Source organism: Lentzea terrae (genome assembly GCF_003265345.1).
Classification (GTDB): domain Bacteria; phylum Actinomycetota; class Actinomycetes; order Mycobacteriales; family Pseudonocardiaceae; genus Lentzea; species Lentzea terrae.
On the sequence record NZ_QFWW01000006.1, the window covers coordinates 296,284 to 319,385 of the forward strand.

The 23,102-nt window shown below is 67.8% G+C and carries 25 protein-coding genes and 1 pseudogene; 14 read left to right on the plus strand and 12 right to left on the minus strand.

From position 1 onward, the window contains the following. Positions 1-66: 66 nt before the first annotated feature. The 6 genes from DI276_RS10500 to DI276_RS10525 are packed head-to-tail and all read left to right on the plus strand — an operon-like array spanning position 67 to position 5,459. On the plus strand, positions 67-1,098 hold the full coding sequence (locus DI276_RS10500; protein WP_112263066.1) for a Gfo/Idh/MocA family oxidoreductase: 1,032 nt from the start codon (positions 67-69) through the stop codon (positions 1,096-1,098). After that, a complete protein-coding gene (locus DI276_RS10505; protein WP_112263067.1) occupies positions 1,088-1,924 on the plus strand; it encodes a sugar phosphate isomerase/epimerase family protein in 837 nt (278 codons plus the stop codon). Before DI276_RS10500 ends, DI276_RS10505 begins: the two co-directional genes overlap by 11 nt. After that, the gene (locus DI276_RS10510) at positions 1,921-3,141 is read left to right on the plus strand and encodes a M20/M25/M40 family metallo-hydrolase (protein ID WP_198680550.1); all 1,221 of its coding nucleotides are present in this window, start codon (positions 1,921-1,923) and stop codon (positions 3,139-3,141) included. Before DI276_RS10505 ends, DI276_RS10510 begins: the two co-directional genes overlap by 4 nt. Then, positions 3,138-4,187: an Ldh family oxidoreductase gene (locus DI276_RS10515; protein WP_112263068.1), complete on the plus strand. Its 1,050-nt coding sequence runs from the start codon at positions 3,138-3,140 to the stop codon at positions 4,185-4,187. Before DI276_RS10510 ends, DI276_RS10515 begins: the two co-directional genes overlap by 4 nt. Beyond that, positions 4,184-5,125: a Gfo/Idh/MocA family protein gene (locus tag DI276_RS10520; RefSeq protein ID WP_112263069.1), complete on the plus strand. Its 942-nt coding sequence runs from the start codon at positions 4,184-4,186 to the stop codon at positions 5,123-5,125. Before DI276_RS10515 ends, DI276_RS10520 begins: the two co-directional genes overlap by 4 nt. Next, positions 5,058-5,459: a DUF6917 domain-containing protein gene (locus tag DI276_RS10525; protein ID WP_112263070.1), complete on the plus strand. Its 402-nt coding sequence runs from the start codon at positions 5,058-5,060 to the stop codon at positions 5,457-5,459. The genes DI276_RS10520 and DI276_RS10525 overlap by 68 nt, the downstream gene beginning before the upstream one ends. A 49-nt stretch (positions 5,460-5,508) precedes the next feature. Here DI276_RS10525 and DI276_RS10530 read toward each other — a convergent pair whose 3' ends face one another. The 3 genes from DI276_RS10530 to DI276_RS10540 form a co-directional block, all read right to left on the minus strand. Further along, positions 5,509-6,045: an EF-hand domain-containing protein gene (locus DI276_RS10530; protein WP_112263071.1), complete on the minus strand. Its 537-nt coding sequence runs from the start codon at positions 6,043-6,045 to the stop codon at positions 5,509-5,511. Between the two features lie 74 nt (positions 6,046-6,119). Then, positions 6,120-7,367 (minus strand): nucleotide sugar dehydrogenase, encoded by a 1,248-nt coding sequence (locus DI276_RS10535; protein WP_112263072.1) that lies wholly within the window; start codon positions 7,365-7,367, stop codon positions 6,120-6,122. A 32-nt stretch (positions 7,368-7,399) separates the two neighbouring features. Further along, positions 7,400-7,711 (minus strand): hypothetical protein, encoded by a 312-nt coding sequence (locus DI276_RS10540; protein ID WP_112263073.1) that lies wholly within the window; start codon positions 7,709-7,711, stop codon positions 7,400-7,402. A 459-nt stretch (positions 7,712-8,170) separates the two neighbouring features. Between DI276_RS10540 and DI276_RS10545 the strand changes: the two genes are divergently transcribed. From DI276_RS10545 to DI276_RS10555, 4 genes and pseudogenes are all read left to right on the plus strand, one after another. Continuing rightward, the gene (locus tag DI276_RS10545) at positions 8,171-9,499 is read left to right on the plus strand and encodes a hypothetical protein (RefSeq protein ID WP_157984624.1); all 1,329 of its coding nucleotides are present in this window, start codon (positions 8,171-8,173) and stop codon (positions 9,497-9,499) included. Positions 9,500-9,573: 74 nt separating this feature from the next. Continuing rightward, a complete protein-coding gene (locus DI276_RS53365) occupies positions 9,574-9,819 on the plus strand; it encodes a cation transporter (RefSeq protein ID WP_408610519.1) in 246 nt (81 codons plus the stop codon). 11 nt (positions 9,820-9,830) lie between these two features. Further along, positions 9,831-10,253, plus strand: a pseudogene (locus DI276_RS51915) (cation diffusion facilitator family transporter); the annotation flags it as partial. Between the two features lie 78 nt (positions 10,254-10,331). Beyond that, on the plus strand, positions 10,332-10,967 hold the full coding sequence (locus DI276_RS10555) for a class I SAM-dependent methyltransferase (protein ID WP_112263355.1): 636 nt from the start codon (positions 10,332-10,334) through the stop codon (positions 10,965-10,967). A 1-nt stretch (position 10,968) separates the two neighbouring features. Here DI276_RS10555 and DI276_RS10560 read toward each other — a convergent pair whose 3' ends face one another. Beyond that, the gene (locus DI276_RS10560; RefSeq protein ID WP_112263075.1) at positions 10,969-11,436 is read right to left on the minus strand and encodes a hypothetical protein; all 468 of its coding nucleotides are present in this window, start codon (positions 11,434-11,436) and stop codon (positions 10,969-10,971) included. A gap of 458 nt (positions 11,437-11,894) precedes the next feature. Between DI276_RS10560 and DI276_RS10565 the strand changes: the two genes are divergently transcribed. Together DI276_RS10565 and DI276_RS10570 are read left to right on the plus strand one after the other, a co-directional pair. Continuing rightward, positions 11,895-12,464: a cadmium resistance transporter gene (locus DI276_RS10565; RefSeq protein ID WP_198680551.1), complete on the plus strand. Its 570-nt coding sequence runs from the start codon at positions 11,895-11,897 to the stop codon at positions 12,462-12,464. Positions 12,465-12,545: 81 nt separating this feature from the next. Continuing rightward, complete coding sequence (locus DI276_RS10570) at positions 12,546-12,734, plus strand: hypothetical protein (RefSeq protein WP_112263076.1); 189 nt, start codon at positions 12,546-12,548, stop codon at positions 12,732-12,734. Here the strand turns inward: DI276_RS10570 and DI276_RS10575 are convergent. Both DI276_RS10575 and DI276_RS10580 read right to left on the minus strand, forming a co-directional pair. Then, a complete protein-coding gene (locus DI276_RS10575; RefSeq protein ID WP_112263077.1) occupies positions 12,715-15,396 on the minus strand; it encodes a tyrosinase family protein in 2,682 nt (893 codons plus the stop codon). The two genes, DI276_RS10570 and DI276_RS10575, sit on opposite strands and share 20 nt — an antisense overlap. 134 nt (positions 15,397-15,530) lie before the next feature. Next, the gene (locus DI276_RS10580; protein ID WP_112263078.1) at positions 15,531-16,172 is read right to left on the minus strand and encodes a VOC family protein; all 642 of its coding nucleotides are present in this window, start codon (positions 16,170-16,172) and stop codon (positions 15,531-15,533) included. 362 nt (positions 16,173-16,534) lie between these two features. On the opposite strand from DI276_RS10580, the gene DI276_RS10585 reads away from it, so the two are divergent. Then, entirely contained in the window at positions 16,535-16,675 is a 141-nt protein-coding gene (locus DI276_RS10585) for a TIGR03769 domain-containing protein (RefSeq protein ID WP_112263079.1), read from the plus strand. Positions 16,676-16,766: 91 nt separating this feature from the next. Then, a complete protein-coding gene (locus DI276_RS53370; RefSeq protein WP_157984625.1) occupies positions 16,767-17,153 on the plus strand; it encodes a transcriptional repressor in 387 nt (128 codons plus the stop codon). Between the two features lie 307 nt (positions 17,154-17,460). Here DI276_RS53370 and DI276_RS10595 read toward each other — a convergent pair whose 3' ends face one another. The 6 genes from DI276_RS10595 to DI276_RS10620 all read right to left on the minus strand — a co-directional run bounded on the left by DI276_RS10595 (position 17,461) and on the right by DI276_RS10620 (position 22,965). Beyond that, the gene (locus DI276_RS10595; RefSeq protein WP_112263081.1) at positions 17,461-17,988 is read right to left on the minus strand and encodes a carboxymuconolactone decarboxylase family protein; all 528 of its coding nucleotides are present in this window, start codon (positions 17,986-17,988) and stop codon (positions 17,461-17,463) included. 67 nt (positions 17,989-18,055) lie between these two features. After that, positions 18,056-19,489, minus strand: coding sequence for an MFS transporter (locus DI276_RS10600; protein WP_112263082.1), 1,434 nt, complete (start codon positions 19,487-19,489; stop codon positions 18,056-18,058). Positions 19,490-19,616: 127 nt separating this feature from the next. Beyond that, on the minus strand, positions 19,617-20,102 hold the full coding sequence (locus DI276_RS10605) for a DUF4396 domain-containing protein (RefSeq protein ID WP_112263083.1): 486 nt from the start codon (positions 20,100-20,102) through the stop codon (positions 19,617-19,619). A 268-nt stretch (positions 20,103-20,370) separates the two neighbouring features. Next, positions 20,371-21,219, minus strand: a complete 849-nt coding sequence (locus tag DI276_RS10610) for a F510_1955 family glycosylhydrolase (protein ID WP_408610520.1) — start codon at positions 21,217-21,219, stop codon at positions 20,371-20,373. Then, entirely contained in the window at positions 21,216-21,800 is a 585-nt protein-coding gene (locus DI276_RS10615; RefSeq protein WP_332874634.1) for a M23 family metallopeptidase, read from the minus strand. Before DI276_RS10615 ends, DI276_RS10610 begins: the two co-directional genes overlap by 4 nt. Before the next feature lie 157 nt (positions 21,801-21,957). Next, positions 21,958-22,965, minus strand: coding sequence for an NlpC/P60 family protein (locus DI276_RS10620; protein WP_232836571.1), 1,008 nt, complete (start codon positions 22,963-22,965; stop codon positions 21,958-21,960). Between the last annotated feature and the right edge of the window lie 137 nt (positions 22,966-23,102).

Sequence of the window (23,102 nt, forward strand, 5' to 3'; positions counted from 1 at the left end):
GACACCCGCCCTGCTCCGGCTAGCGTCGAAATCGGCCCGAATTCCTGCTCGAAGATGGGATGAACCGTGCAGTCACTCGTGATTGGACTCGGCCGTGCCGGAGCGGGCCTGCATCTTCCGGTGCTCGCGAAAGCCCGGGCGTGCGACCCACAGCTCTTCGGCAGTCAGGACATCGTGGCGTACGACCCGCGCTGGACGCCGCGCCGGCCCGGCCTCGTCGCCACAACGAGCATCGGTGCAGCTGTCCGCCGACTCGATCGCGCCGGCACTGTGGTGCACATCTGCACACCGCCGACCGAGCGGCACGCGGTGATCGCCGAGCTGGCCGAGCTCGGTTTCCGCAACATGATCGTGGAGAAGCCGCTCGCATCCGACGCCGACGACCTCGCGCGGATCATCCGAGCGCGGCGCAAGCACCGGCTGCACATCGAGGTCGTCGAGCCGTGGCTCACCAGCACGCTCACCATGCGGCTGATCGAACTGATCCGCTCCGGCCGGTTCGGCGCGGCGAAATCGATCACCATCGTGCAGAACAAACCGCGGTTCCGCCGCTCGTTCGCGGCGCCGGGCCATCCGACGGCGTTCGACGTCGAGCTGCCACACGGCGTCGCGCTCGCGTTGCGGCTGGCCGGTGCCGCACGGGTCACCCATGCGACGGGAGCCGACCTCGAGGTCGACGGACAGTTCAGCGCTCGGATGGGTGGTGCGAACGTCGGTCTTCGGCACAACTCGGGGGTTCACACCGAGCTCAGCTCCGATCTCACCTGCCCGGTGCGGGAACGGCGGATCACCATCGACTTCGCGAACGGCAGCGCGGTCGGGCACTTCGCGGTGAGCGATGACGACGACCACTCGCAGCTGACCCTGCGGGCGAACGGCCGCAGCGAGCACCTGGTGTTCCGCGACGACTCGCTGACCGAGTGGATGATCCAGGTGTACCGCAAGTTCCAGGCGGGCGGCGAGCAGACGCATGGGTTCAACTTCGCCGTCGAGGTCGTGCAGCTGTTGTCAGTGGCCAAGAACATCTGCGCGGAACCGGTGGTGCCCGCGGCGCGCGTGGAGAACGACCGCGTCGTGGTGGCACGTCATGCCGGCTGACCCAGGGCCTGCACCGAAGCCCGTGCTGGCGGGGATCACCGACGAGGCGGCACACGATCTCGCCACCCAGATCGAGGTGCTCCTCGAGCTGGGCTGGCCCGCGATCGAGCTGCGCACGATCGGTCGGCAGGCCGTCGCCGACCTCACCGACGACCAGTTCGCCGCGGCGGCGACAGCGTTGGCGGACAACGGGCTGCAGGTGGTCTGCCTGGCCTCGCGGATCGGCAACTGGGCCCGTCCGATCACCGCGGACTTCGAGCACGACATCGCCGAACTCGACGTGCTCGCCCGGCGGGCCCGGTCGATCGGCACCCGGTATCTCCGGATCATGTCGTATCCCAACGACGGCCTGAACGATCCCGACTGGCGCACGAGGGTGGTCACCCGGATGACGGCACTCACCCGCAGGGCCGAAGCCGGTGGCGTGACACTGCTGCACGAGAACTGCTCGGGCTGGGCGGGCGCCGACGCCGCGCGAATGCTCGAGCTGCTCGACGAGGTCGCGAGCCCGGCGCTGAAGCTGCTGTTCGACACCGGGAACGGCGTCGCGCACGGCTACGACGGCTTCGACCTGCTCGGCGACATCGTCGGCCACGTCGAACACGTGCACGTCAAGGACGCGGACGTGCACGGGTTCACGATTCCCGGCGAGGGCACCGCGCGGATCGCGGACTGTGTGAAGCTGTTGCGGGCGAACGACTACCGCGGCGCCTGGTCACTGGAACCGCACCTCGCCCTGCGACCGCACGAGCCGGGTGAGCTCGCCGCCGACGCGGTGACGTCGTTCCTCGCGGCGGGCCGGGCGATGGCGAGGCTCGTCCGTTGATCGGGCAGGACCGGGACCTGCTGCTCCGTCTGCTCAGCCTGCCGACCGCCGGTCCGCTGGAGACGACGGCCGAGGTCCATCTCTGGGAGGCGATGGACGTGTTCGCCTCGGCGGCGGCCGGGATCGGCTTCCGCGTCGCCCACCTCGCCGCGCCCGCGCCTTCGGTGCTCCGTCGTCCGGATGTGCCGTCGATTCTTCATGACGTTGGACCGGAGTTCCTCGCGTGCCAGCCGAGTCTGGTGCTCCGGCTCGGGCCTGCCGAGCCCGCCGTGATGTTCAACGTGCACCTCGACACTGTGGCGCCGTTCGAACCGGAAGGCTTCGACGGCACCAGGTTCCACGGGCGCGGTGCGATCGACGCCAAGGGGCCGGCGGTGGCGATGCTGGCCGGGATCAGGGCGGCGGTCGCCGCCGACCCGGCGGTCGGCCACGAGGCCGGGGTGTTGATCCAGGCCGTGTCCGGCGAGGAGGGTGGCGCCATGGGCACGTTCGGCACCCGGCCGCTCGTCGAGGCCGGATTCCACGGTCGGCTCAACATCTTCTGCGAGCCGACCGGGCTGCGGAACCTCCCGCGCTGCACGGCGGCGATGACAGCGAGCGTGCGGGTCGACGGCGACGACGCGATCGACGACGAGCCGCACCGAGGCCACAACGCCACGGTGCTGCTCGGGTTTCTCGCCCAGCACCTCGCGGTCGGTCTCGCCTCGCGCGGCCAGGTCTGCGTGGCGGGCCTGCACACCGGCCGGCTGCACAACCGGGTCTACGGCAGCGGCGAGCTGCTGCTCAACATGGCCTACCACTGCGCGGAGTCGGCGCGGACCATGAGCGCGGCGCTGGAGACGGGTCTGCGAACCGGCCTCGCCGAGTTCTCCGATCGCTTCCGCGACATGCCCTTCTTCCACCGCACCGCCACCGATGCCACGGCAATCACCAGCCTGCGGTGGGTGAAGCGCGGGCTGCCCTCGCTGCCCGCTCAGGACATCCCGCTGCTGGACGCGATCGTGCCGCGGTGGCCCGCCGACGAACCGGCCTTCACCTGCGACGCGATCTGGCTCGCCGGCGTGCCGAACGCCCGGACGGCCGTACTCGGGCCGGGTTCGCTCGGCGCCAACAACGCTCACGCTCGTGGTGAGTTCGCCGATGTCACCGAACTCGACCGGTTCGCCGACATCGTGCGCGACATCGTCCTCGAGTTCACCAGGAATGGAGCAGCATGACGGTTCTGGTGCCCTATCAGACCCTGCTGTCCACGGTGGCCGGCGTGTTCGCCGACAGGGGGATGCCCACCGACCGGGCGATGATCGCCGCCGAAGCGCTGTGCCACGGCGAGCTGACCGGCGTTACGTCGCACGGCCTGGTCAACCTGACCCGGCTGTACCTCCCGCTGTTCGACGACGATCGCACGGATCCCTTGGCGAACATGGTGATCCAGACCGACGTCGGCGCATGCGTCCTCGCCGACGCCCGGCGCACACTGGGGCTGTGGTCGGCCAGCCAAGCCGTGGAACTGGCCTGTGGCAGAGCTTCTCGGCACGGGATCGCGATGGTGTCGTTGCGCGGCGCCACCCACATCGGCTGCGCGGGCTATCACGCCGCACGGGCGGTGCCTCACGGTATGATCGGCCTGATCGCGTCGAACTGCGGCGGCCAGCGCATCGCCCGCCCACCCGGCGGCGCCGCCCCGATGCTCGGCACGAACCCGCTCGCGCTGGCCTGTCCGGCGGGCGACGCGCACCCGTTCGTGCTGGACATGAGCACCACCGTCGTGCCGACCGGCCGCGTGCGCGCCGCGGCTCGTGCGGGCGAGACGATCCCACCGGGCTGGCTCGCCGCCGACGACGGCACGCCGGTGACCGACCCGGTGGCGTTCGACCGGGGCGATGCCCACCTGCTGTGGCTGGGCGGCGATCCAGAAACCGGTGCCTACAAGGGTTTCGGGCTGGGCCTGCTGGTCGAGGTACTCGCCGCGCTGGTGTCCGGCGCGGCGCTCGGCGCGTTGTCCGCCGCCAGTGATCGGGACGACGACATCGGCATCCTGGCGATCGCGATCGCGCCGGACCTGCTGCGCGAGGGCTTCGCTGCCGACGCGGCGTCACTGTTCGCCGCGGTGCGCGGCTGGCCCGCGCTCGACCCGGCAGCCCCGGTGTCGTATCCCGGCTGGCACGAGGGGGAACGGGCGGCACGGTTGCGGAAGCACGGTGTGCCGGTGCCACGGGCGTTGTTCGAGGAACTGCGGTCGGTGACGGCAGAGGTGGGCGCATGATGCGGCTCGGCATCGCCGGACTCGGCGTGATCTCCCGTTTCTACCTGTCCGCGCTGGAAAGCTCTCCGGATTTCACGCTCGCCGCCGTCTGCGATCGCGACCCCGCCGCGCTGGCGGGTCACAGCGTGCCCGGCTACCGCGACCACCGCGAACTGCTCGCCGCGGGCGGGCTGGACGCGGTCGTCGTCACCGCGCCGAACAACGTGCACGCCATCGTGTGCCGGGACGTTCTCGACGCCGGGCTCCCGGTGTGCGTGGAGAAACCGCTGGCCACCACTCTGGCCGACGGCCATGACCTGGCCGGCCGGGCCGCGCGGCGGCAGGTCGCGTTGTTCACCGCGTTCCACCGCCGCTACAACAGCAACGTGCTCGCGCTGCGCGACGAGATCGGCACCGCGACGATCGAGTCGATGACGGTGCGGTACCTGGAACAGATCGAGGACCACGTCGGACACGACCGCTGGTACCTCGACGCGACGCGCTGCGGCGGTGGCTGTGTCGCGGACAACGGTCCGAACGCGCTCGACCTCATCCGGCTCTTCCTCGGGCAGGTTGTACTGCGCGACGTCCGGATCAGCCGGGACGACGCCGGTGTCGACCGGCAGGCGGTGCTGGTGCTCGACCGCGCGAACGTGGAGCTCGACTGGTCGTTTCCCGGCGAGGTCAAGGACGTTGAGATCCGCCTGGCCGGCGGATCGGTGCTCTACGCGGACATGCTGGCGGGCTACCGGGAGTTCAAGGAGTCGCTCCGGCACGAATACGAAGGCGTGCTGCGTGAGTTCGCGGAGGCGGTGCGGCTGGGAGCGGCGTGGTCTGACGAGGGCCTGGCCCTGCTGTCCATTGTGGACGAGGTGTACCGGAGGGAGACGCATGCGCGAGAACGGGCCGAAACGGGAGATCACCGGCACGGTCGTGAAGGTGCTGGTACACCGGCGTGACGATCGGGGGATGAGCCTGGAACCGTTCGCCAGCCGATGCGTGCGCGAAGGTGAGGTGCACGAGCTCGTCACCACCGACCACGACGACACCACTCCCGGCGCACGGATCGACCGGGTCGGATTCCTCGGGTTCGCGGAGATCAGGTGCGCGGGTGTGATCGACCGCGGTGACGAGGTGTGGATCGACGGGGTTCGGGTGGGCACGGTGCTCGGGTTCGACGGATGCCACTTTCCCAACCACTACAACATCCTCATCCACGTGCCGTGGCCGCGCACTGGACCCGACCTCGGACTGACGCCCGAACTGGACGTGCGTTTCACCCAGTCGACCTGAGCACGTCGAAACGGGCCCCAGGCGCGAGGGGCCCGTTTCGTCACGCGGTTCAATTGCCGAGCAGCGGCACGTCCAGCTTGCCGAGGTGGTAGTCGCGCACGGCGTGCACGAGTTCGTCGACGGTCAGCTTGCCGTTGCCGTTGACATCGATGGCGCGAAACGCGTTGTCGATGGCAGAGGGCTCGACACCGATGGCGTCCAGCCACTTGCCGAACTCCAGCGGGCTGACCTCGCCGTCGCCGTCGGTGTCACACAGCCCGACGATCGCCGCGATCGTGGGGCGCACGACCCGGTTGAACCCAGAGTCGCCCTCTTGGAAGATCTGCGCCTCGGTGACCTCGATGAACTGCTGCTCGGTCATCGAGCCGTCCGGTCCGACGCCGGCCTTGGTCGCCAAGTACTCGAACATGCTCGTGAACGAGTCGACCACCGCGCGGGCCTGCGGCGACGCCGGGTCCTCGCCGAACGCGTCGATGATCCGGCGAGCCTCGGCCTCGTAGTCGGACTTCTCGATCCGGCCGTTGTTGTTGACATCCCATTTCGCGAAACGCTTCTTGAGCCTGTCGTTCTTGACTGCAGCGGTCATTGGTGAACACTCCTTCTCACGGAAGTTCGGAATAACTGATGTCCGCCTGCCGGGCCGCATCCCGGCAGGCGCTCTTACAGGCGCACAACCTCCTCCCCAGGAACGCGTCCCGTGACGTCGAAGAACAGCCGGGCATTCCTCGCCAGCCGGCCGATGTCGTAGCCGCAGTGAGCGACAAGCAGCACGACGGCGTCCGCGGTCCGCAGAGCGGTACCGAGATCCGGCGTGGCCGGCCCGAGCTCAGGCACCCAACCGGCCACCGGATCGTGATAGGTCACGATCGCACCGAGCGCACGCATGCCCAGCGCGATCCGCACCGCAGCGGACTCGCGGGTGTCCGGCACGTCCGCCTTGTAAGTGACGCCGAGCAACAGGATCTTCGCCCCCGGCAAGGGTTTGCCGTAGTCAGCGAGCATCCGCGTCACGCGTTCGATCACGTAGGACGGCATCCGGTCGTCCACCTGCCGCGCCGCGTGCACGACACCCAGCCGGGTACCTTCCCGTTCGGCCTTGTCCAGCAGGTACTTGGGATCGACCGGGATGCAGTGCCCGCCGACACCGGGGCCGGGCACGAACGGCGCGAACCCGAACGGCTTGGACGCCGCACAGTGCAGCACGTCCCACACGTCGACGCCGATGTTGTCGCAGAACATCGCGATCTCGTTGACCAGCGCGATGTTCACATACCGATAAGTGTTCTCCAGCATCTTCGCCATCTCAGCCTCACGGGTGCCACGCGCTACCACCACCGTGTCGGCGAGCCTCCCGTAGAACGTGGCGCAATGCTTGGCACACAGAGGAGTGAGGCCGCTGACGACCTTCGGTGTGTTGCGCAGGCCGAACCGTGGATTGCCGGGGTCGATCCGCTCGGGCGAGTAGGCGAGCGGGAAGTCCTCACCCGCGATCAGCCCATGCCGCTCCAGGATCGGCCGGACGACCTCTTCAGTGGTCCCCGGATAGCTGGTCGACTCCAGCACCACCAGCGTGCCAGGTTTCAGATGCTCGGCGACAGTTGTGGCCGCGGAGCGCACGGCGGACAGATCCGGTCCGCCCCCGGCGTCGAGTCCGGTGGACACGCAGATCACGATCGTCTCGGCCTCGCTCAGCACAGCCGGATCGGAGGTGACGGTGAAACCCTTGGCCCGCATGGCTCGTAGCTGAGCCGTTGACACATCGAGCACATGCGAGCGGCCGCCGGTCACCGCGGCGACAACCTCCTCAGAGATGTCGTATCCGACCACCGACAACCCTGCGGCGACGGCTTCGGCGGCGAGGGGCAGGCCAACGTAGCCGACTCCGACCACGACAAGATCGACAGACACGCGTGTCCTTTCCCGACTCGTCACACCAGAGATCAGTCCTTGACGGAGAACGCCCCGCTGCCAGGGGGGACGTGTGAACCGTGCTCCTCCTTGACGACCAGTCCAGGACTCAGGCAGAACGGGTCGGCATGCACGACGACGTCTCCGTTGGTCAAGTTGACCAGCACGTGCGCCTCGAGCGGGAGTTTGTTGCAGCCGTTGGGATTCCTGTAGATCTCGATCGGCGTGACCTCGGTCGAGAACACCGCCACCCTGCCGGCCACAGCCTGTGCGGGCGAGTTCATCGATGCCAGGAGAGCGGTCGCGGCGAGCGTGCCCAACGTTGCGGTGACAAGGTGTCTCATCGAGTCCTCCAGGTTCGTGATGTCGCTCTCCGTACGCTAACAGCGACAGAACGCGACTTCGGATTTGTGCCGATACATCACGCGCCCAGGTTGCGGTCGGCCAGGCGTGGCATCCGAATGGAGGTGTTCGGGCGCGCCTCTGCGTGTGCTTTCCCGCAGGGGTTCCCATGAACGAGTGACGCTCATGTCACCGTCGGCCGAAACCGCACAACGCGATCATCACCACGAGCGGTGGCCTGACGAGGACGGCGACGCCTGCCGCACAAAGTCCTTTACCGCCTGCTCAAAGACACCCTGTCGCGTACCGGGTTGACCGATCCGTGCCGGCCAACCCTTGCGCTCCACACCTCACGACTTCCGCCGGATCTTCGCCATCAACGCCTACCTCGCGGCGTTTCGGGCCGACTTGATCCAGTTCTACCCGCGCCTACCTGCACAACCGCCGCGCTCGCCGCCGCGATGAAAGCTCTCAACAGCAACAAGATGGCGGTGGTCGTGACGAGCCGGGCCGAGGAGTTCGCCGGCGCCGTTCGGTCTGCTGACGTGCTCACCGGAGCGGCAGCAATCGAGCTCTCCGATCTGAGGCTGAACGACATTGCCGCGTACCTACCCCGCACGGCCGCGCAGCGGGGCCCGTCCACCGAGGGAAGGCTGGATTGGGAGGCGGTACTCGCAGAGCTGCGTGATCACCCGGAGGACGATGCAGCAGCGAACCTGACCGGAGCGCTGTCGACGCCGCTGATGGTCGGTCTTGCCCGCACCATCTACAGCGACACCCCGGACACCAACCCCAAAGAACTGCTCGACGGTGAGATGTTCCGATCACAGGCCATGGTCGAGAGGCACCTGCTCGAGGCGTTCCTTCCGGCGGCGTACAGCCACCCTCCCCTGCGCCGGTCCGCGGCCGCCCGGTACACCCCCGGCGGGGCCAGGAAGTGGCTGACTCACCTGGCTCGCGACTTCACTCCGGAGATCACGTGGTGGAAGCTGAGCAGCAGTGTGCACCCGGCCACCATGCTGGTCATCTACACGGCGATCTTCGCGGGAGTCTTCGGAACCCTCTTCCGCGCTGACGCTGCGGCCTACCTCACCGTCATCTGCGCGGCGATCTTCATCGTGCACGTGCTGCGAGCTCCTCGCCCTGCAAAGGTGCATTTCCAGATGCGGGAGTTCGCAGTCGCGATGCGGCAGGAGATCGCGAAGGGCACACAAGGCAGTCTCGATGAGGCGCTGGTGTTCGGCGGCGTCGTCGGCGCCGGGTTCGGGTTGCTGATCGCGGCCAACACACTCGAACATGGATTGGTGAGGGGCATCGCGCTCGGACTTGTGTGCTGGCCCGCTGGAGCGCTGGCGTACATGGGGACAGCTCTCCGCCCACGGGTGCTGAGCAGGTCCGTCAACACCAAGGCGGCACCGAGTCCAGCCCAGATGATCGCCGACGATCGCAAATGCGCCATTTTCAGATCACTGTTGTACGGCCTTGCCGTGAGCGTGCCCACCTACAGCATGTTCGACCTTCGCCGCGCAGCAGAGATGGCCGGCGCCGTCGCAATCGTCTTCGCGCTCAGCGGAACCGCATGGGGACGATGGATCGTGATCGGACGCTTCTGGCTCCCGCTGACCAGGCGGCTGCCCTGGCGCCTCCACGCGTTTCTCGACGACGCCTGCGACCGGGCGGTGCTGCGGCAGACCGGTGCGGTGTACGAGTTCCGGCACGTGGCGTTGCGCGACAACCTCAGGGCCGCCGCCCCGGAGGACGACGACCGTTCTCGCCAGCGGCCGTCGTAGCCGAACCGAAGTGGGAACTGGGCACGGGCACGGCCACCTCACCTCAGCGGGACAGCACCGCGGGCGGTTGATCGGTGTTCTCGCGAGCACCGCGAGCATCATGGTCGTGCAGGTCATCGGCGCGTGGTTGTCCGGCAGCATCGCGCTGGTCGCGGACGCCGGCCACATGCTCAACCGACTCCGCCGGGGTCGCGCTGGCACTGGTCACCATCACGTTGGCCGCCAGGCCGCCCACGGCGAGGAGCACGTTCGGCCTGGCCAGGGCTGAGATCCTGGCGGCGGCCGTCAACGCGGCCGTGCTGCTCGGGCTCGGCGCCTAACCCTTGCCTCCGTTGGCGTCATCGCTGCCGCGTTGATCGCGCGTTTCGCCGGCTTCACCCGCGCCGATGCGATCGTTGCCGTCCTCATTGGACTGCTGTTCCTGCCGCGGGCGTTCAACCTGCTGAAGGCCGCGGTGGACGTGTTGCTGGAGGCCGCGCCCAAGAACGTCGACCTCGACGAGGTTCGCAAACACATCCTGGGCGTGCCGCACGTCCGGGACGTGCACGACCTGCACGCGTGGACGGTGACCTCCGGCATGCCCGTGCTGTCGGCGCACATCGTGGTCGAGGACGAGTGCTTCCACGACGGCCACATACCGCAAGTGCTCGACCAGCTCCAGACCTGCCTGGCCGGACACTTCGACGTGGAGCACTCCACGTTCCAGCTTGAGCCCAAGAGCCACGCCGCCCACGAGCAGCCTGTTCATCCATGATCCAAGGGATGTCCCTGATGTGGCGGACGCTGCGGTTGTGCTTCTCTGAACGTGGCAGCGACCGAACTGGGGCGAACCATGGCGCAGACCGATGACCGGACATCCCGTTGGCAGCAGTACTGGGACCGCAAATCCACGACCTACGACAAAGAGATCGGCGTACTGGATCGGCGGGTCTTCGGTGACTCGCGCCGGTGGGCCTGTTCCCACGCCACTGGCGTGGTTCTCGAGGTTGCGGTCGGCACCGGGTTGAACCTGCCGTTCTACACCGACGATGTCGTGATCACCGGACTGGACATCAGCGAGCAGATGCTCGATCTGGCCCGATCTCGCGCACAGGATATCGACCGCGAAGTGACGCTCCAGCAAGGGACTGCCCACTCATTGCCATTCGACGACGCGTCGTTCGACACCGTCGTGTGCACCTTGGGGTTGTGCGCCATCCCCGATCACGAGACGGCCGTCGACGAGATGGTGCGGGTGCTGCGTCCTGGTGGGCGGTTGATCCTCGTCGATCACGTCGCCAGTTCGTCGCGCCTTGTGCGCGGTGTGCAGTGGCTTGTGGAGCGAGTCACGATTTCGATGGCAGGAGAGCATTTTCTGCGGCGGCCGCTGCACCTGGTTCAGGAGCGTGGCCTGGAAGTCGAGCTGCGGCAACGGTTCAAGCTCGGCGTGGTGGAGCGACTGGTCGCCCGCAAGCCGAGCGACCAGTGACCTACGGGCCTAGCAGCTTCGCCGAGCGCGGTTTGTCAGAGCGGTCCTCGGCGTGGTGCCACGTCACCACAACGTGGTCGGCCTGATCGGCATCGAACGTGCTGGCCAGGAAGAGCCTGTGCTCGCTGTCGGCTTCGAACTCGTCGAAGTCGACAACCTCGTCCTGGTCGCCCATTCCGCCCGTGTCGATGTGCACGCCGTGGGCACTGTCCGTCCCGACGTTCCGGAGCACATACGTGTCGCCGTCATAGTGTTCCAGCACGAAGCGCACGCGCTGGCGCTCGGATTCCGCCACCTCGTCCGCGCGACGAGCAGCCTCGACCTCGGCTAGTGCCACAGCCGCATCGGCGGAGCGTTTGGCCTCGGCTGCGGACTGCTCCGCCGCGCGTTTCTGACCGCGGCCGTACCAAGCGGCGAGACACGCGACGAGCAGGCCGAAGCACGAGATCACGAACGCGGCGACCGTCATCGCAGCATCAAAGCACCTCGCGGCGTTCCGTTGCCGCAAGAACTCCTCCATTAGCACAATGAGTTGACGGGGCTGGTCCTCGGTCACGAATGGTCCGAGTCCTCGATGATCCGCAGCATGGCGTTCGGCAGCTTGCCTGCGAGGCGGTCAGCGTGGGCGACCAGGAAGAAGTTCTGCCTCGCCCACGGCAGCGGCACGGGACGGTCGAACCGGCTCAGCGCCTCGGCACCTGGAGGCGAAGTTTCCGGACCACATCACGGTCATCGTCAGGGGAGCGGGTCACTTCGTGCAGTCCGACACGGCCGACGAGATGAGCGAAGTGATCCGCATATGGGCTGGCTAGAGACACGACTGATCACTGCGATCGCCCGTTCCTGCCTGGCCGTAGAGTCGCCGCGGACGGCGGTAGCGAGGGAAGGACCGGGGTGGATCTAGGGCTGATCGGCTAGGCCGTGGGGATGTTCGCGGCCACCAACGTCGACGACATCGTGATCTTGGCGTTGTTCTTCGGGCAGACCGCGGGACACCGGGGCGGCGCCGTGCGGGTTGTGGTCGGGCAGTACCTGGGTTTCGGTGCGCTCCTGGTCGTCTCGATCGTCGGCTCGCTCGGCGCTGGGTTGCTGCCCGCAGCGGCGATCCCCTACCTCGGTCTGTTGCCGCTGCTACTTGGTGTCCGTGCGGCGTGGAGCGCTTGGCGCGAGCGCCACGACACAGCCGACGACGAACCCGTCGTAGCCACCGGCAACGGCCCGAGCGTATTCGCTGTCGCCGCGGTGACCTTCGCCAACGGCGGCGACAACATCGGTGTCTACGTGTCGGTCTTCACCACCGCCGGGTCAGGTGGGCTGATCGTGTTCGCCGTCGTGTTCCTCGCGCTGGTCGCCGTGTGGTGCGCCCTCGGCAGGTTCTTCGCCACCCGCCCGATCATCGCCCGCGCCTTGTCCCGTTGGGGCCACATCCTGCTCCCCGTCGTGCTGATCGGCATCGGCCTGCTGATCCTTATCGAGGGCAACGCTTTCGGACTGTGAAGGGGGCCTCCGGAGAGTTCGACGACCGATCCCATCGGCACTCTCTCGGCCGCTCTGAGTTCCGTACAGTCGTGCACGACGGTGAGGCTCGCGTCAGTTGCCTGGCGTGCGACACCGACGGCGCTGATCACTTCTGGCGACTGGCTCGGCGTCGTCAACTACGAGATCAGCTATGCCGACGTGCTCGACCGTGTCGTCGAGCACGCTGGCCTGTTCGGGGTGTTGCTCGAAGGATCAGCAACGCTGTCACCTAGCGACAAGCGGACTTGACGCAGGCGGCGACGCGGTCAGGATCGATCTTGTTCCGTTCCAGGAGCCGTCGCACGCCGTCGTTCTCCAGCAGGCAAAGCAGGAACGCGCAGCCGTCCAGATCACGGTCAGGTCGGGGTCGGGGGTCGATCACCAGCGGAGGCGCTTCGTCACCTCGCGCCCAGACGGCGAAAGTCCGGAGCTCCTCGCGGGTGAACGCCGTGCCCCGCAGATCCGCACCGCTCGCACGGACCAGCACGCGATACACCCCGGACTCGGCGGTGGGAACCGAGACAGCGAACACCCCGGGCTCCTGTTCGGACAGTGGCACGACCGCCTGACCTCCGCTGGGGCCGGTCACCACTGCGCTCACGGTCGCGGAGGACAACGGAATCCCGCTGTCCGTCAACGTCGCCGTCAGCTGTGCTGGAGCGCCAGGCAGCCGCGACCCCTGGCTCAGCGCCACGCCGAGCCGCAGCGCGCTGCGGGCCTGGACGGTCAGCGTGAACGGCACGCCGTGCGCCTTGATCGCCGTCACGATCCGCTCGAACAACTGCCCGCCACGTTTGCGGTCGGCGAGGCGCTTGCGCAGTTCGGTGATCCAGTTGCCGAGTGCGCGGTCGTCCACGGACAACACCGCCTGCCACTCCCCCGCCTGGCCTGCCACACGCAGTACGCGGTAGGCCTCGCCGACGACCTCCACAGGGCTCGCGGTGGAGCCGTCCGGTGCGATGAGCTCGACGCGCAGTGCCCGCGCCGTCTCACCGAGCACCAGCACGTCGGCGCGGATGTCGGCGGCGGTGAGCAGGAACGGGACGACGACCTTGCCGCCGACCGGTACGAAGCCGTCCGGGTCGACCACGATGGCGGCGTTCGTCGCTCCGGCCAGCACCTGGGCGAAGTACTTCTGCAGCAGGAGTTGGTCGTCCACGCCGGGGTTGCCGGTGAGCAGGAGGTAGCCACCGGTGCCGTTGGCGATGTCGGACAGGGCGCCGGGGTTCAGCTGGTCGGCGGTGCCGAGGCCGATGGCGAAGACGCGGCTGTGCACGGAGGACGCGGCGGCGGCGATGGTCTTGTCAGCTGTTTCGTGGCCGTCGGTGAACACCACGGTGGCGGTGTGGTCGTAGTCCATGGTGATCGGTGCGAGCTGGGCGGCGGCGCTCTCCAGGCCGTCACCGATGGCGGTGAGCCCGCCTGGGTTGGTGAGCGTCCCGGTGATCGCGGTGGAGGCCGCGAGACGGCCGCCTCCGCCGATCATGGGGCCGGCGTCTGCGACCGGTGCGGCTTCGGCGGCGTCGGTGTCGAAGCGAACGACGCCGATGGCGTCGGTGTCGTCGAGCAGCGTGACGAACAGCGGCGCGCTGTCGTGCAGCACGTCCATGCGGGTCTTGCCCAGCAGACCGGAAGCGGCGCTCATGCTGCCGGAGCGGTCCAGGACCAGCGAGGTCGCGACAGTCGGGTTCCCCACCACCGTGGCGGTCACCGGGACCGTGAACACATCACCGGTCTCGGTGACGGTGACCGTCAACGTCCCGGAATCCGACGAGCCCGCGGCGCCCGGCGTGTAGAGCACCCAGACCAGCAGGTCATTGGCCTCGAAGCCGTCCGGGTGCGGTGAAGTGACCGACGCGGACAAGACGGTGAACGGAGCGGTCACCGAGGCGGTGGCGGTCACCTCGGTGCAGCCGCGCACCCGCAGCCGCAACGCGCGCGCCGTCGGCAGGTGCTCGATCACGTCCAGGAACCGGATCGGGTCACCGACGGCCGGCGAGACCTGCTCCACGGTCAACGGCAGGGTGTCGTAGCACGGCGGGCGCACCACGGACGGGTGGCGGCAGTTCTTGCTCTCGATGCTGGGTGACGCGCCGACCCACGGGTCGATCGGTGAGCCGAACTGGACGGTGCCGTTCCACGGCTGCAGGGGGTCCAGGATGCTCTCGGGTCCGGTGGTGTTCGACTGGTCGCCGTAGACCTGGTCGGGGTCGAGCCGCCAGTCCTGGCCCGCCTGCGCCTGCCACATGGCGAAAAGCCGGTCGACGTTGCTGTGCAACAGGAACACGAACGGGTCCTCGAACGCCTGGTGCTGGCCACCGATGTCGCCACCGATGTAGCCGTGCGCGCTTCCGTGCCAGGCCTCCAGCTCGGTCCGGAACGCGTTCCACTGCTGCGCTTGGGCAAACCCGTCGGCGCTGCCGATGATCGAGGCGTCGGAGGCGATGCCCGTCGCCCCACCGGCGTCCCGTTCGACTGACTGCGGCGGATCGGCGGGGCTGCCGGTCTGTTCGCGGCTGCCTGCGAGCACGCCGCCGTTGTGCAGTGCGGCAAGCGGTCCGTCGACCATTCCGTTCATCGTGCCGAACAGGGTGTTCGAGGAGAGGTCGACGGTGCCGCCCTGGCCGTCGGACGCGGCGCGCGGGTCCTCGGTCCAGTCCCAGTAGTGCAGAGCCACGTCCGGGTTCGACTGCTGGAGCAGGGCTTCGAAGCGGTTGCAGAGTTCGCGGTGCCACGGCAGGAAGGAGTTGCCGCCGTGGTTGTGGGTCGACTGGTGGATCTCGTCCTGCTTGTCCCAGTAGGACACACCGCCGGGAAAGGTGTGCAGGTCGGCCTGCAACAGGGCGTCGATGAACGCCTGTCGCTCGGCGGGTGTGAGGTGGGCGATGTTGCGTCTGACCGGTCCAGCCATCGTGGGCCCCCTTCGTGCGGATAACTCGAAGAGGGCGGGTGACACGCGGAAATACACCACACGCCGCGGTATTTGCACCCCGAATGGGTGAGGCCCTACCGCTGAAAGCGCGGAAGGACCTCGGTGATTGCTGCCTAGTGGCCGGTCGCGAGCCCCAGGGTGAGGGCCGTTCCATCGACAAAGCCGATCTCGACCCGCAGCGGGCCCGCGGTACCGGGCACGGCGTTCAGACCACGGGGCGCTCCTCCGCACCAGCGTCGAATGTCGTCAGCCGGACCTGCCACATCAATGCGAGTGATACCAACGGGTTCGTGCCGGTGTGCGGCACTGAGTGCGGGCGGGCCTTCAGGCCAGTGGATGAGGCACGGCAACCATCGCCGATCGAAGTTCGCACCGAATCCCGCGAGTGTGTACGGCGGGAAACCGGGGCCCTCCGCCGGCACCTCGAGCACGGACATGTCGTTCGCGGCGGTGAGCTCGCGCAGGCGCCGCTCGTCCTCCATCAACACCAGCCACGCCATCGGGACCAAGGGCGCCGATGGGTGCGCGGCGAGAGCCTCCTTGTCGAAGTCGAGCAGCGGCGGGGATCCCGGCGCGGGAGGCTCACCGTTCGGGTAGTGAATCTCCAGCAGGCCCTGCCTCAGCGGTACGACGAGGTTGGACAGCCCGAAGCCCGGAATGATTCGGCCGCGAGCGATACCCAGTCCGGTGCGGCTGAGCACCTCCTCGGCCTCGGCCTTCGTCCGGGCGGCCAGCACCACGTGATCGATCTCCATCGATTGCCCTTCCGCGAGAGATCAGTTCTCATTCCGCCTTCACCACCGTCACGCCGTCCGAGTCGCCGTCGACGGCGGTGCCGCAGCCGGCCAGCAGTACGGCGAGCACCGCCCCGATCGCGCGCGGGAGCGCACGGACCTGCGTGGCATTCCTCCAGACAACCCGCCAACCAGCTGGGCATAGCGAACCTAACCGTGACGACAATCATTTCCAACAACCGAACAGGGCAGCACTTCGGCGGCCATTCGGGCTCTATTGAACGTGATTGTCATATGCAACTCTCGTGCTGACCCACTTGGGACCCCAGTCCTAACCGACGGAGCACCACACCGTCCCAGGTGCGGATCGCCGCGCCGTCACCGTGAACAGCCACTCCCGCGCGAACTGGGCGTTCGAGGCGGCCGGCACCTACATGCCGGCCTTCGAGGTCACCGCGACCACGAGGTCCGGCGCCGCCGTCTCCACGGGACAGAAGTCCTACACCGTCGCCGTCCAACCCTGACCACACATCGTGGCGCCACCTGCTCCCCCGGTGGCGCCACGGCTTCCCCGTTCGCCAGCCACGGAGTTCCTCAGATGGACCAGGACCAGCAGTGCAGCAACACGCGGTTCATATTGGCGTCCTCGGACACGAAGGCGCGTTCATCACGGCACACGAACTGCATAGGCGGGTCCACCGCCTCGGAAGCCCGATAGGGATGTCCACTGTGTACGGCGTGCTCCGGGACCTCGTGAAGCGGGATCTCGTCGACGTGATGGTCGGCGAGCACATCCAGCGGTCGTACCGCCGCTGCTCCAGCCGACCGCACCACCACCCCGTCTGCTCGGCGTGCCATGCAACGATCGAGATTCCGGCTCACTCGTCGCCACTGCCAGCGTGGGTGCCCGAGGTGGCGCTGGGGCTTCACCGACGTGCTCGTCCGCGTGACCATCACCGGAATCTGCGCCGAGTGCACGCAGCCCGCTCGCGCTGCGGCTGACGATCAGGTCGATGCCACGCTGCAACGGTGCGCGTTCAACGGCCGATCAGAGCTCGTCGTAGTGGTCCTCGTGGACCGCGTGACGGTGGCCGCCGTGGACGTAATCCACGCGGAAGGGGGACGGCCGGCGGTTTCGGGTTGTGGGTGAAGGTCGTGGACCCCGGCCGGACAACGGCGATCTCCGGGCACATCAACAGTTGTTCGGTACGCGCGGGGACAGCGGGTGACTGCGGGTCCCTTCACTTCGAGATCTGGGACAGCAGTGGCCGCAAGGCCGACCCTCTGGCGTGGTTGCGAGGGAAGAGAATCATGGCCTGGTGATCAACGGTTCGATGCCTGCGACGAGGTTGAACGCGCCGGTGAGCAGGTTGAGAGCCACCACCCCGACCACATCGGCGATGACTCGGTCGCTCCAACCGTGTGCCCGCAGCCCCGCGACATCGTCGTCTGAGATTCCGGACGGCTCGGCGAGAACGCGCACCGCGAAGGCGATCAGTGCCGCCTCGCGTGGATCGACAGCGGTGCCCTGGCGGGCGAGGACAATGTCGCTGTCGCTGACCCCGTTCGCACGAGCAGCGTCGGTGTGCGCTGCCAGGCAGGTGTCGCAGCCGATCCACTCCTGCGCGGCGAGGGAGATCTTCTCACTGAGGGCGCGGGGCAGCTTGACGCGCTTGAGAGCTCGCGAGAAGTCCAGGTAGCCCTGCAGCAGTGCGGGTGAGTGGGCCATGGTGCTCACCATGTCGCCGACCGAACCACGTCGAGTGATGATCTCGGTGAGCAGCTCGCGAGACTTGTCCGGGGCGTCCGCTGGGTCGAGCGCGGGGATTCGTCGCATGGGGAACTCCTGAAGCGGATGGGTTGCCGCCCGCCTTGGTGGGGCGGGCGGCAACCGGGCTGAGGGATCAGGCGTTGGCCGGCTCGCGCTCGGCGTCCGGGGCGGCTGCACGGCTGCCTCGCAACGTTCCAGCCGCGATGAGCGCGCCCACGATCGCGATGCCGGCGGCACCGATGAACGCGGAGGACACGCCGGTGGTCAGCGCGTTGACGTCACCCAGCTGACCGGCGCCGTACGAGGCCGCCAGAGCGGTCATCGCCGCCAGTCCGAGTGCGGACCCGACCTGGTAGCTGGTGTTGACGATGCCCGACGCAAGGCCGCCCTCCTCCCGGCGAGCGCTCGAGATGGCCGTGCCCAGCGACGGGATGAACGCCAGCGCCATGCCGGTCGCGGCCACCAGCGACGCGGGCAGCACGTCCACCCAGTAGCTGCCGTCCGGACGCACCAGCGCCAGCCAGCCGAGACCGGCGGCGAGTACGACGAGCCCGGAGACCACCATGGCCTTGGTGCCGAACCGCGCGGCGAGGCGAGGGGCGACAACGACCATCAGCAGCATGATCGCGGTGGTCATCGGGAGCAGTGCCGAGCCGCTGGCGAAGGCACCGAGGCCCAGCACCTGCTGCAGGTAGAGGTTGAGGAAGAACCACATCGGGATCCACGCGCCACCGAGCAGGAGCTGCGCGATGTTCGCCGCACCGAGCTGGGGCGTGCGGAATATGCCGAGCCGCACGAGCGGAGCCTTCCGCTTGGCCTGGATGAGCAGGAACGCGCCCAGCAGCACCACGGCGACGATCAAGCCGACGAGCGTCTCGGTGGAGGCCCATCCCGCTTCGGGAGCCCGCACGATCGCGTAGACGGCCACCGCGAGGCCGGCTGTCACGGTGATCGCGCCGAGCAGGTCGGTGGAACCCCGTTGAGCTGCACCCGCCGGCATCAGGGCCGGGATGGCGATCAGTGCGATCACCGCGATCGGCACGTTGACGTAGAAGACCCACGGCCAGCTCAGGTACTCGGTGATCACGCCGCCGAGGAACACACCGGCCGTGCCACCGGCCGGAGCAGCGGCTCCGTAGATCGCGAGTGCCTTGCCGAGCTGCTTCGGCTCACTGCCGAAGAGCACCATCAGCAAGGTCAGCGCGGAAGGCGCGATGAGCGCGGCTCCTGCGCCCTGCACGGCGCGTCCGGCCAGTTCCACCCAGATCTCGCCCGCGGCGCCTGCGGCCACGGACCCCACCAGCAGCACCAGCCATCCGGCGGCGAACATGCGGCGGGCGCCGAGCAGGTCGGACAGCCTGCCACCGAGCAGCAGAAGGCCACCGAACGCCACGACGTAGGCGTTGAAGACCCAGGACAGGTTCTCCTGCGAGAAGCCGAGATCCGCCTGGATGCGCGGCAATGCCACGCCGATGATCGAGGTATCCATGATGACCATGAACTGCGCGGCGGCGATGAGGGCGAGCGCCCACCACCTGCGTCGGGCAGACGTATCCACACTGGACATTTCATATACTCCACACCGGTAGGGGGTATCGAGCAGACAGACCTCTGTCCTGGTCGCGTAACGCGTACCCCTGCGAAACGGAAGATCTTGACGGACCGTGGCCGCGAGCAGCTCGCGGCCACGGCACTCAGTGCTGGTGATGACCCTCGTGGTCGCCACCGTGGTACTGGTGCACCACCGCGTGCCCCTTACCGCGCGAGATCAGCCAGCGGTTGACCGGGACCGTCACCACGAACGCCACAGCCAGCGCGAAGGCGAGACTGACCCAGAACAGCCAGCTGGCGAGACCCGCTTCCATTGCGCCCGGCACGGCCAGCATGACCCCGTTGTCGACGATCTCCATCACGGCGATCGACACGGTGTCCGCGGCGAACGCCACGCCGATGGCGGCGCGGAGAGGCAAGCCGGACTTGAGCACGGGTCGGATGGTGAGCGCGTAGCCGAACACGAAGGCAAGCGCAACGGCCAGCGCGATGGTCGACAGGTTCGACCACCCCAGTGCCGTGCCGATCACCATGCCGAGCACCTCGCCGATCGCACAGCCGGTGAGGCAGTGCAGGGTCGCAGAGACGGCGAGCTTCGTCAGATTCGATTGTGCGCCAGCGTGATTCATGACCGTTCCCTTGCCTCACCTGTCGGGTTGTATACCCTGCTGGGGTATGCTGTGGCGAAGATACGCCCATACCCCCCGGGGGTGTCAAGGGCCCGCTCCTACACCGTGCCCGGAGCGGAGCGCCTTGTGGGGACGGGAGCGATCCGACGCGCAACAGAGGTCAACGACGCTCTGACTCCCCTGGGCAGGAGATGAGCGGGCCGATCAGGCCAGTGACCTGCTGCAGTTGCGACCTCTCAGCGCACTGATACCGGCGCTCAGCCAACGCTCACTTCAGTGCTTGACGAATCGTGAACGTGCTGCCGCTGTCGGTCGAAGCATGAATGGCGGACTCCGTTGCGATGTACACCTCGGACCCCTTGGTGGTGAGCGCCGCAGGCGTACCGGCGATCCGGCCTCTCGCCGTCCACGTCGCGGCGGAATCACCGCTCACATGCACAATTCCATCCGACGCGACACCGATGACCACGTCGCCCTCAGACCAGTCGAGGAGCGTCAGGTGTGGGCTGCCGACAGTCGGCGCGAACGTCCCGCCGCCGTCCGCGCTGCGCTGCACTCCCTGTTTCGTCGCGGCGAGGACGACGTTCGGATCAGTCGGACTGATCGTGAAGTCGACCATCGCGACACGGCCGCGGGTGTCCCAGTCGCGCTGGTTCTCGCTGACCATGATCTGGCCGTTCTGACTGTTGTAGCCGTACACGCGGTTGTGCTTGACCTCCAACGAGTGGAAGTCGGCCGCACCCTTCAACGAGAGCGTCTGCCACGTCCGGCCGGCGTCCTTGCTCTCGATCAGCCCGAGGTGCGGCGCGGCGTCCGGTTCAAGCCGATCGGGATGACCGCTGCCGAGAAAGTGGTTGGCACCCACCACGACGAAGCCCATGGTGTCCTGCGCGCGATCACCCACGCGCTCGGGAGCTTTGTCCGTGGGCACTGCGAAGACACCGAAGTGACTTGCCGCGTAGAGCATTCCATCGGCGGGATCGATGCCGAGACCGTGTACGTGCGCGAGAGTTGCCGGCGGAGCAGGCAGGTCCTGAGTTGCTGGTGTGGTGGTGTTGCTTGCACACGCAGTGGTGAACAACAGGACCGGGACTGCCAACTTCCACATGCGGCTCATGCGATCTGCACTCCATGTTGTTGCAACCACGCCAACGGATCGAGCTTTCTTCCGACCTGGTCCCAGATCTCGAAGTGCAGGTGCGGACCGGTGGAGATGCCGCGGTTCCCGACCTGGGCGATCACCTGACCGGCGCTCACCCGTTGACCTTCGCGGACGGCGTAGCTGTTGATGTGGCCGTACACGGCCGTAGTGCCGTCCGTGTGCTCGATCCTGACCCACAGGCCGAAGCCGCTGGCCGGCCCCGCGTCCGTGACGACGCCGTCCATGACCGACCTGATCGGCGTGCCGATGCGGTTGGCGATGTCGAGACCGTAGTGCGTTGTTCCCCACCGGGGACCGTAGTTGGACGTGATCGTGCCCTGTGTCGGCGCGAAGACCTTGATCCTGCGCGCTTGCTCCGCCTCGTACTCGGCCTTGCGCCGCGCGGCCGCTTCGGCCTCACGCTGTTCGGTAAGACGCAGACTCGTGTTGAGCCGCTCCACCTCGTCGTGGTCAGGCTGCTGGCGGACTCGCAACAGGTTCGGCCCGGCGGTGTCACCACCGACACCGTCCACACCGGACAGGTTGGCCGACAGCAAGAATTGGCCCTGCGCCTGGACAGGCGCATTCTGTGGCGCAACGTCGAGCTGAAAGGCCGCTGCCGCGGCACCAGCGGCCACGCCGGCGATGAACACGTGCGTCGACAGGCGTGTGGAGCGGTGTGGCGTGACGGTTTGTGCGTGTCGTGACATCGGGTCAGCCGACGACCCGCCGGGCGCCGATGTAGTGGCCGTCACCGCGGAGCGAACGCACGTCCACGAGCTGCCCCTCGGTCGGCGCGTCCACCATCTTGCCTTCGCCCACGTACATGGCGACGTGGTGGATCGCGGCGGGATTGCCCGTGCCGTCGTCGTAGAACACCAGGTCACCCGGCTGGAGCTCGTTCTGGGCCACCGGCCTGCCGACCCGGTACTGGTCCACCGCCACTCGAGGCAGTGTCACCCCAGCCGCAGCGTAGGCCCACTTCGTCAGGCCGGAGCAGTCGAAGGCGTTCGGGCCGTTACCACCCCACTGGTACTGCGAGCCCCGCTTGGACAGGGCCGCCTGAAGGGCCGTGTTGGCCGCACCAGGGGGGCCCAGATACGTACCGGTGTCCTTCACCTGACCGAACCCGAGTCCGGTCTTCTGCGCCGAACTGAGGTTGTTCACCGCCTTGCGGAGCTCAACGATCCGGCCGTCCAGTTCGGACTTCCGCTTCTTGAGGTCATCGGCGACGGCTGCCGCCTCTCCGGCTGCCTTCTCGGCACGCTGCTGAACGTCGTTCGCCTGCGCCACCGCGACCGACAGCTTGCCCATCGCCTCCGCGTTGTCTGCCGCCAGCATTTCCAGTGCGGACATGCGGTTGAGGAAGTCCTGCTGGGAGTCGCTGACGAGCATCGCCGAAAGCCCGTTGAACCGTGCGCCCTGGAAAGTCGCCTCGGTGATGACATCGACCTGGCCACGCAGCTGCTCCTCGGCCTGCTTGGCCTGGTTCAGGTCCGCGCCGGCCTTGGTCAGCTCAGCTTTCTTGGCCTCCGAGTTCTCCTGGGCCTTGAGGACGTCGTCGTTGAGCTTCTCCGCCTGCCCGCTGAGCTCCTCGTACTGCTTGACCGGATCGGCTGCGGGCTGGGCACCAGCCGAACCCGAGCTGCTGCCGACCACCGCCAGAACCGCCGCAGCCGCCAGTGCACCTCGCGTGCCGTGCTTGAGTCGTTGCGACGTCACGTCGCGCATACCTCCGTAGTCGGGAACAGGCCTCCCCCGATGCCTTGGCGCAAATTACGGCAACATCACGGCGTTGTCTACTAGCTGGACTAGTAGGTTCGGCGTGTGACCCGGAACACGACCGGCCCGTAATTCCC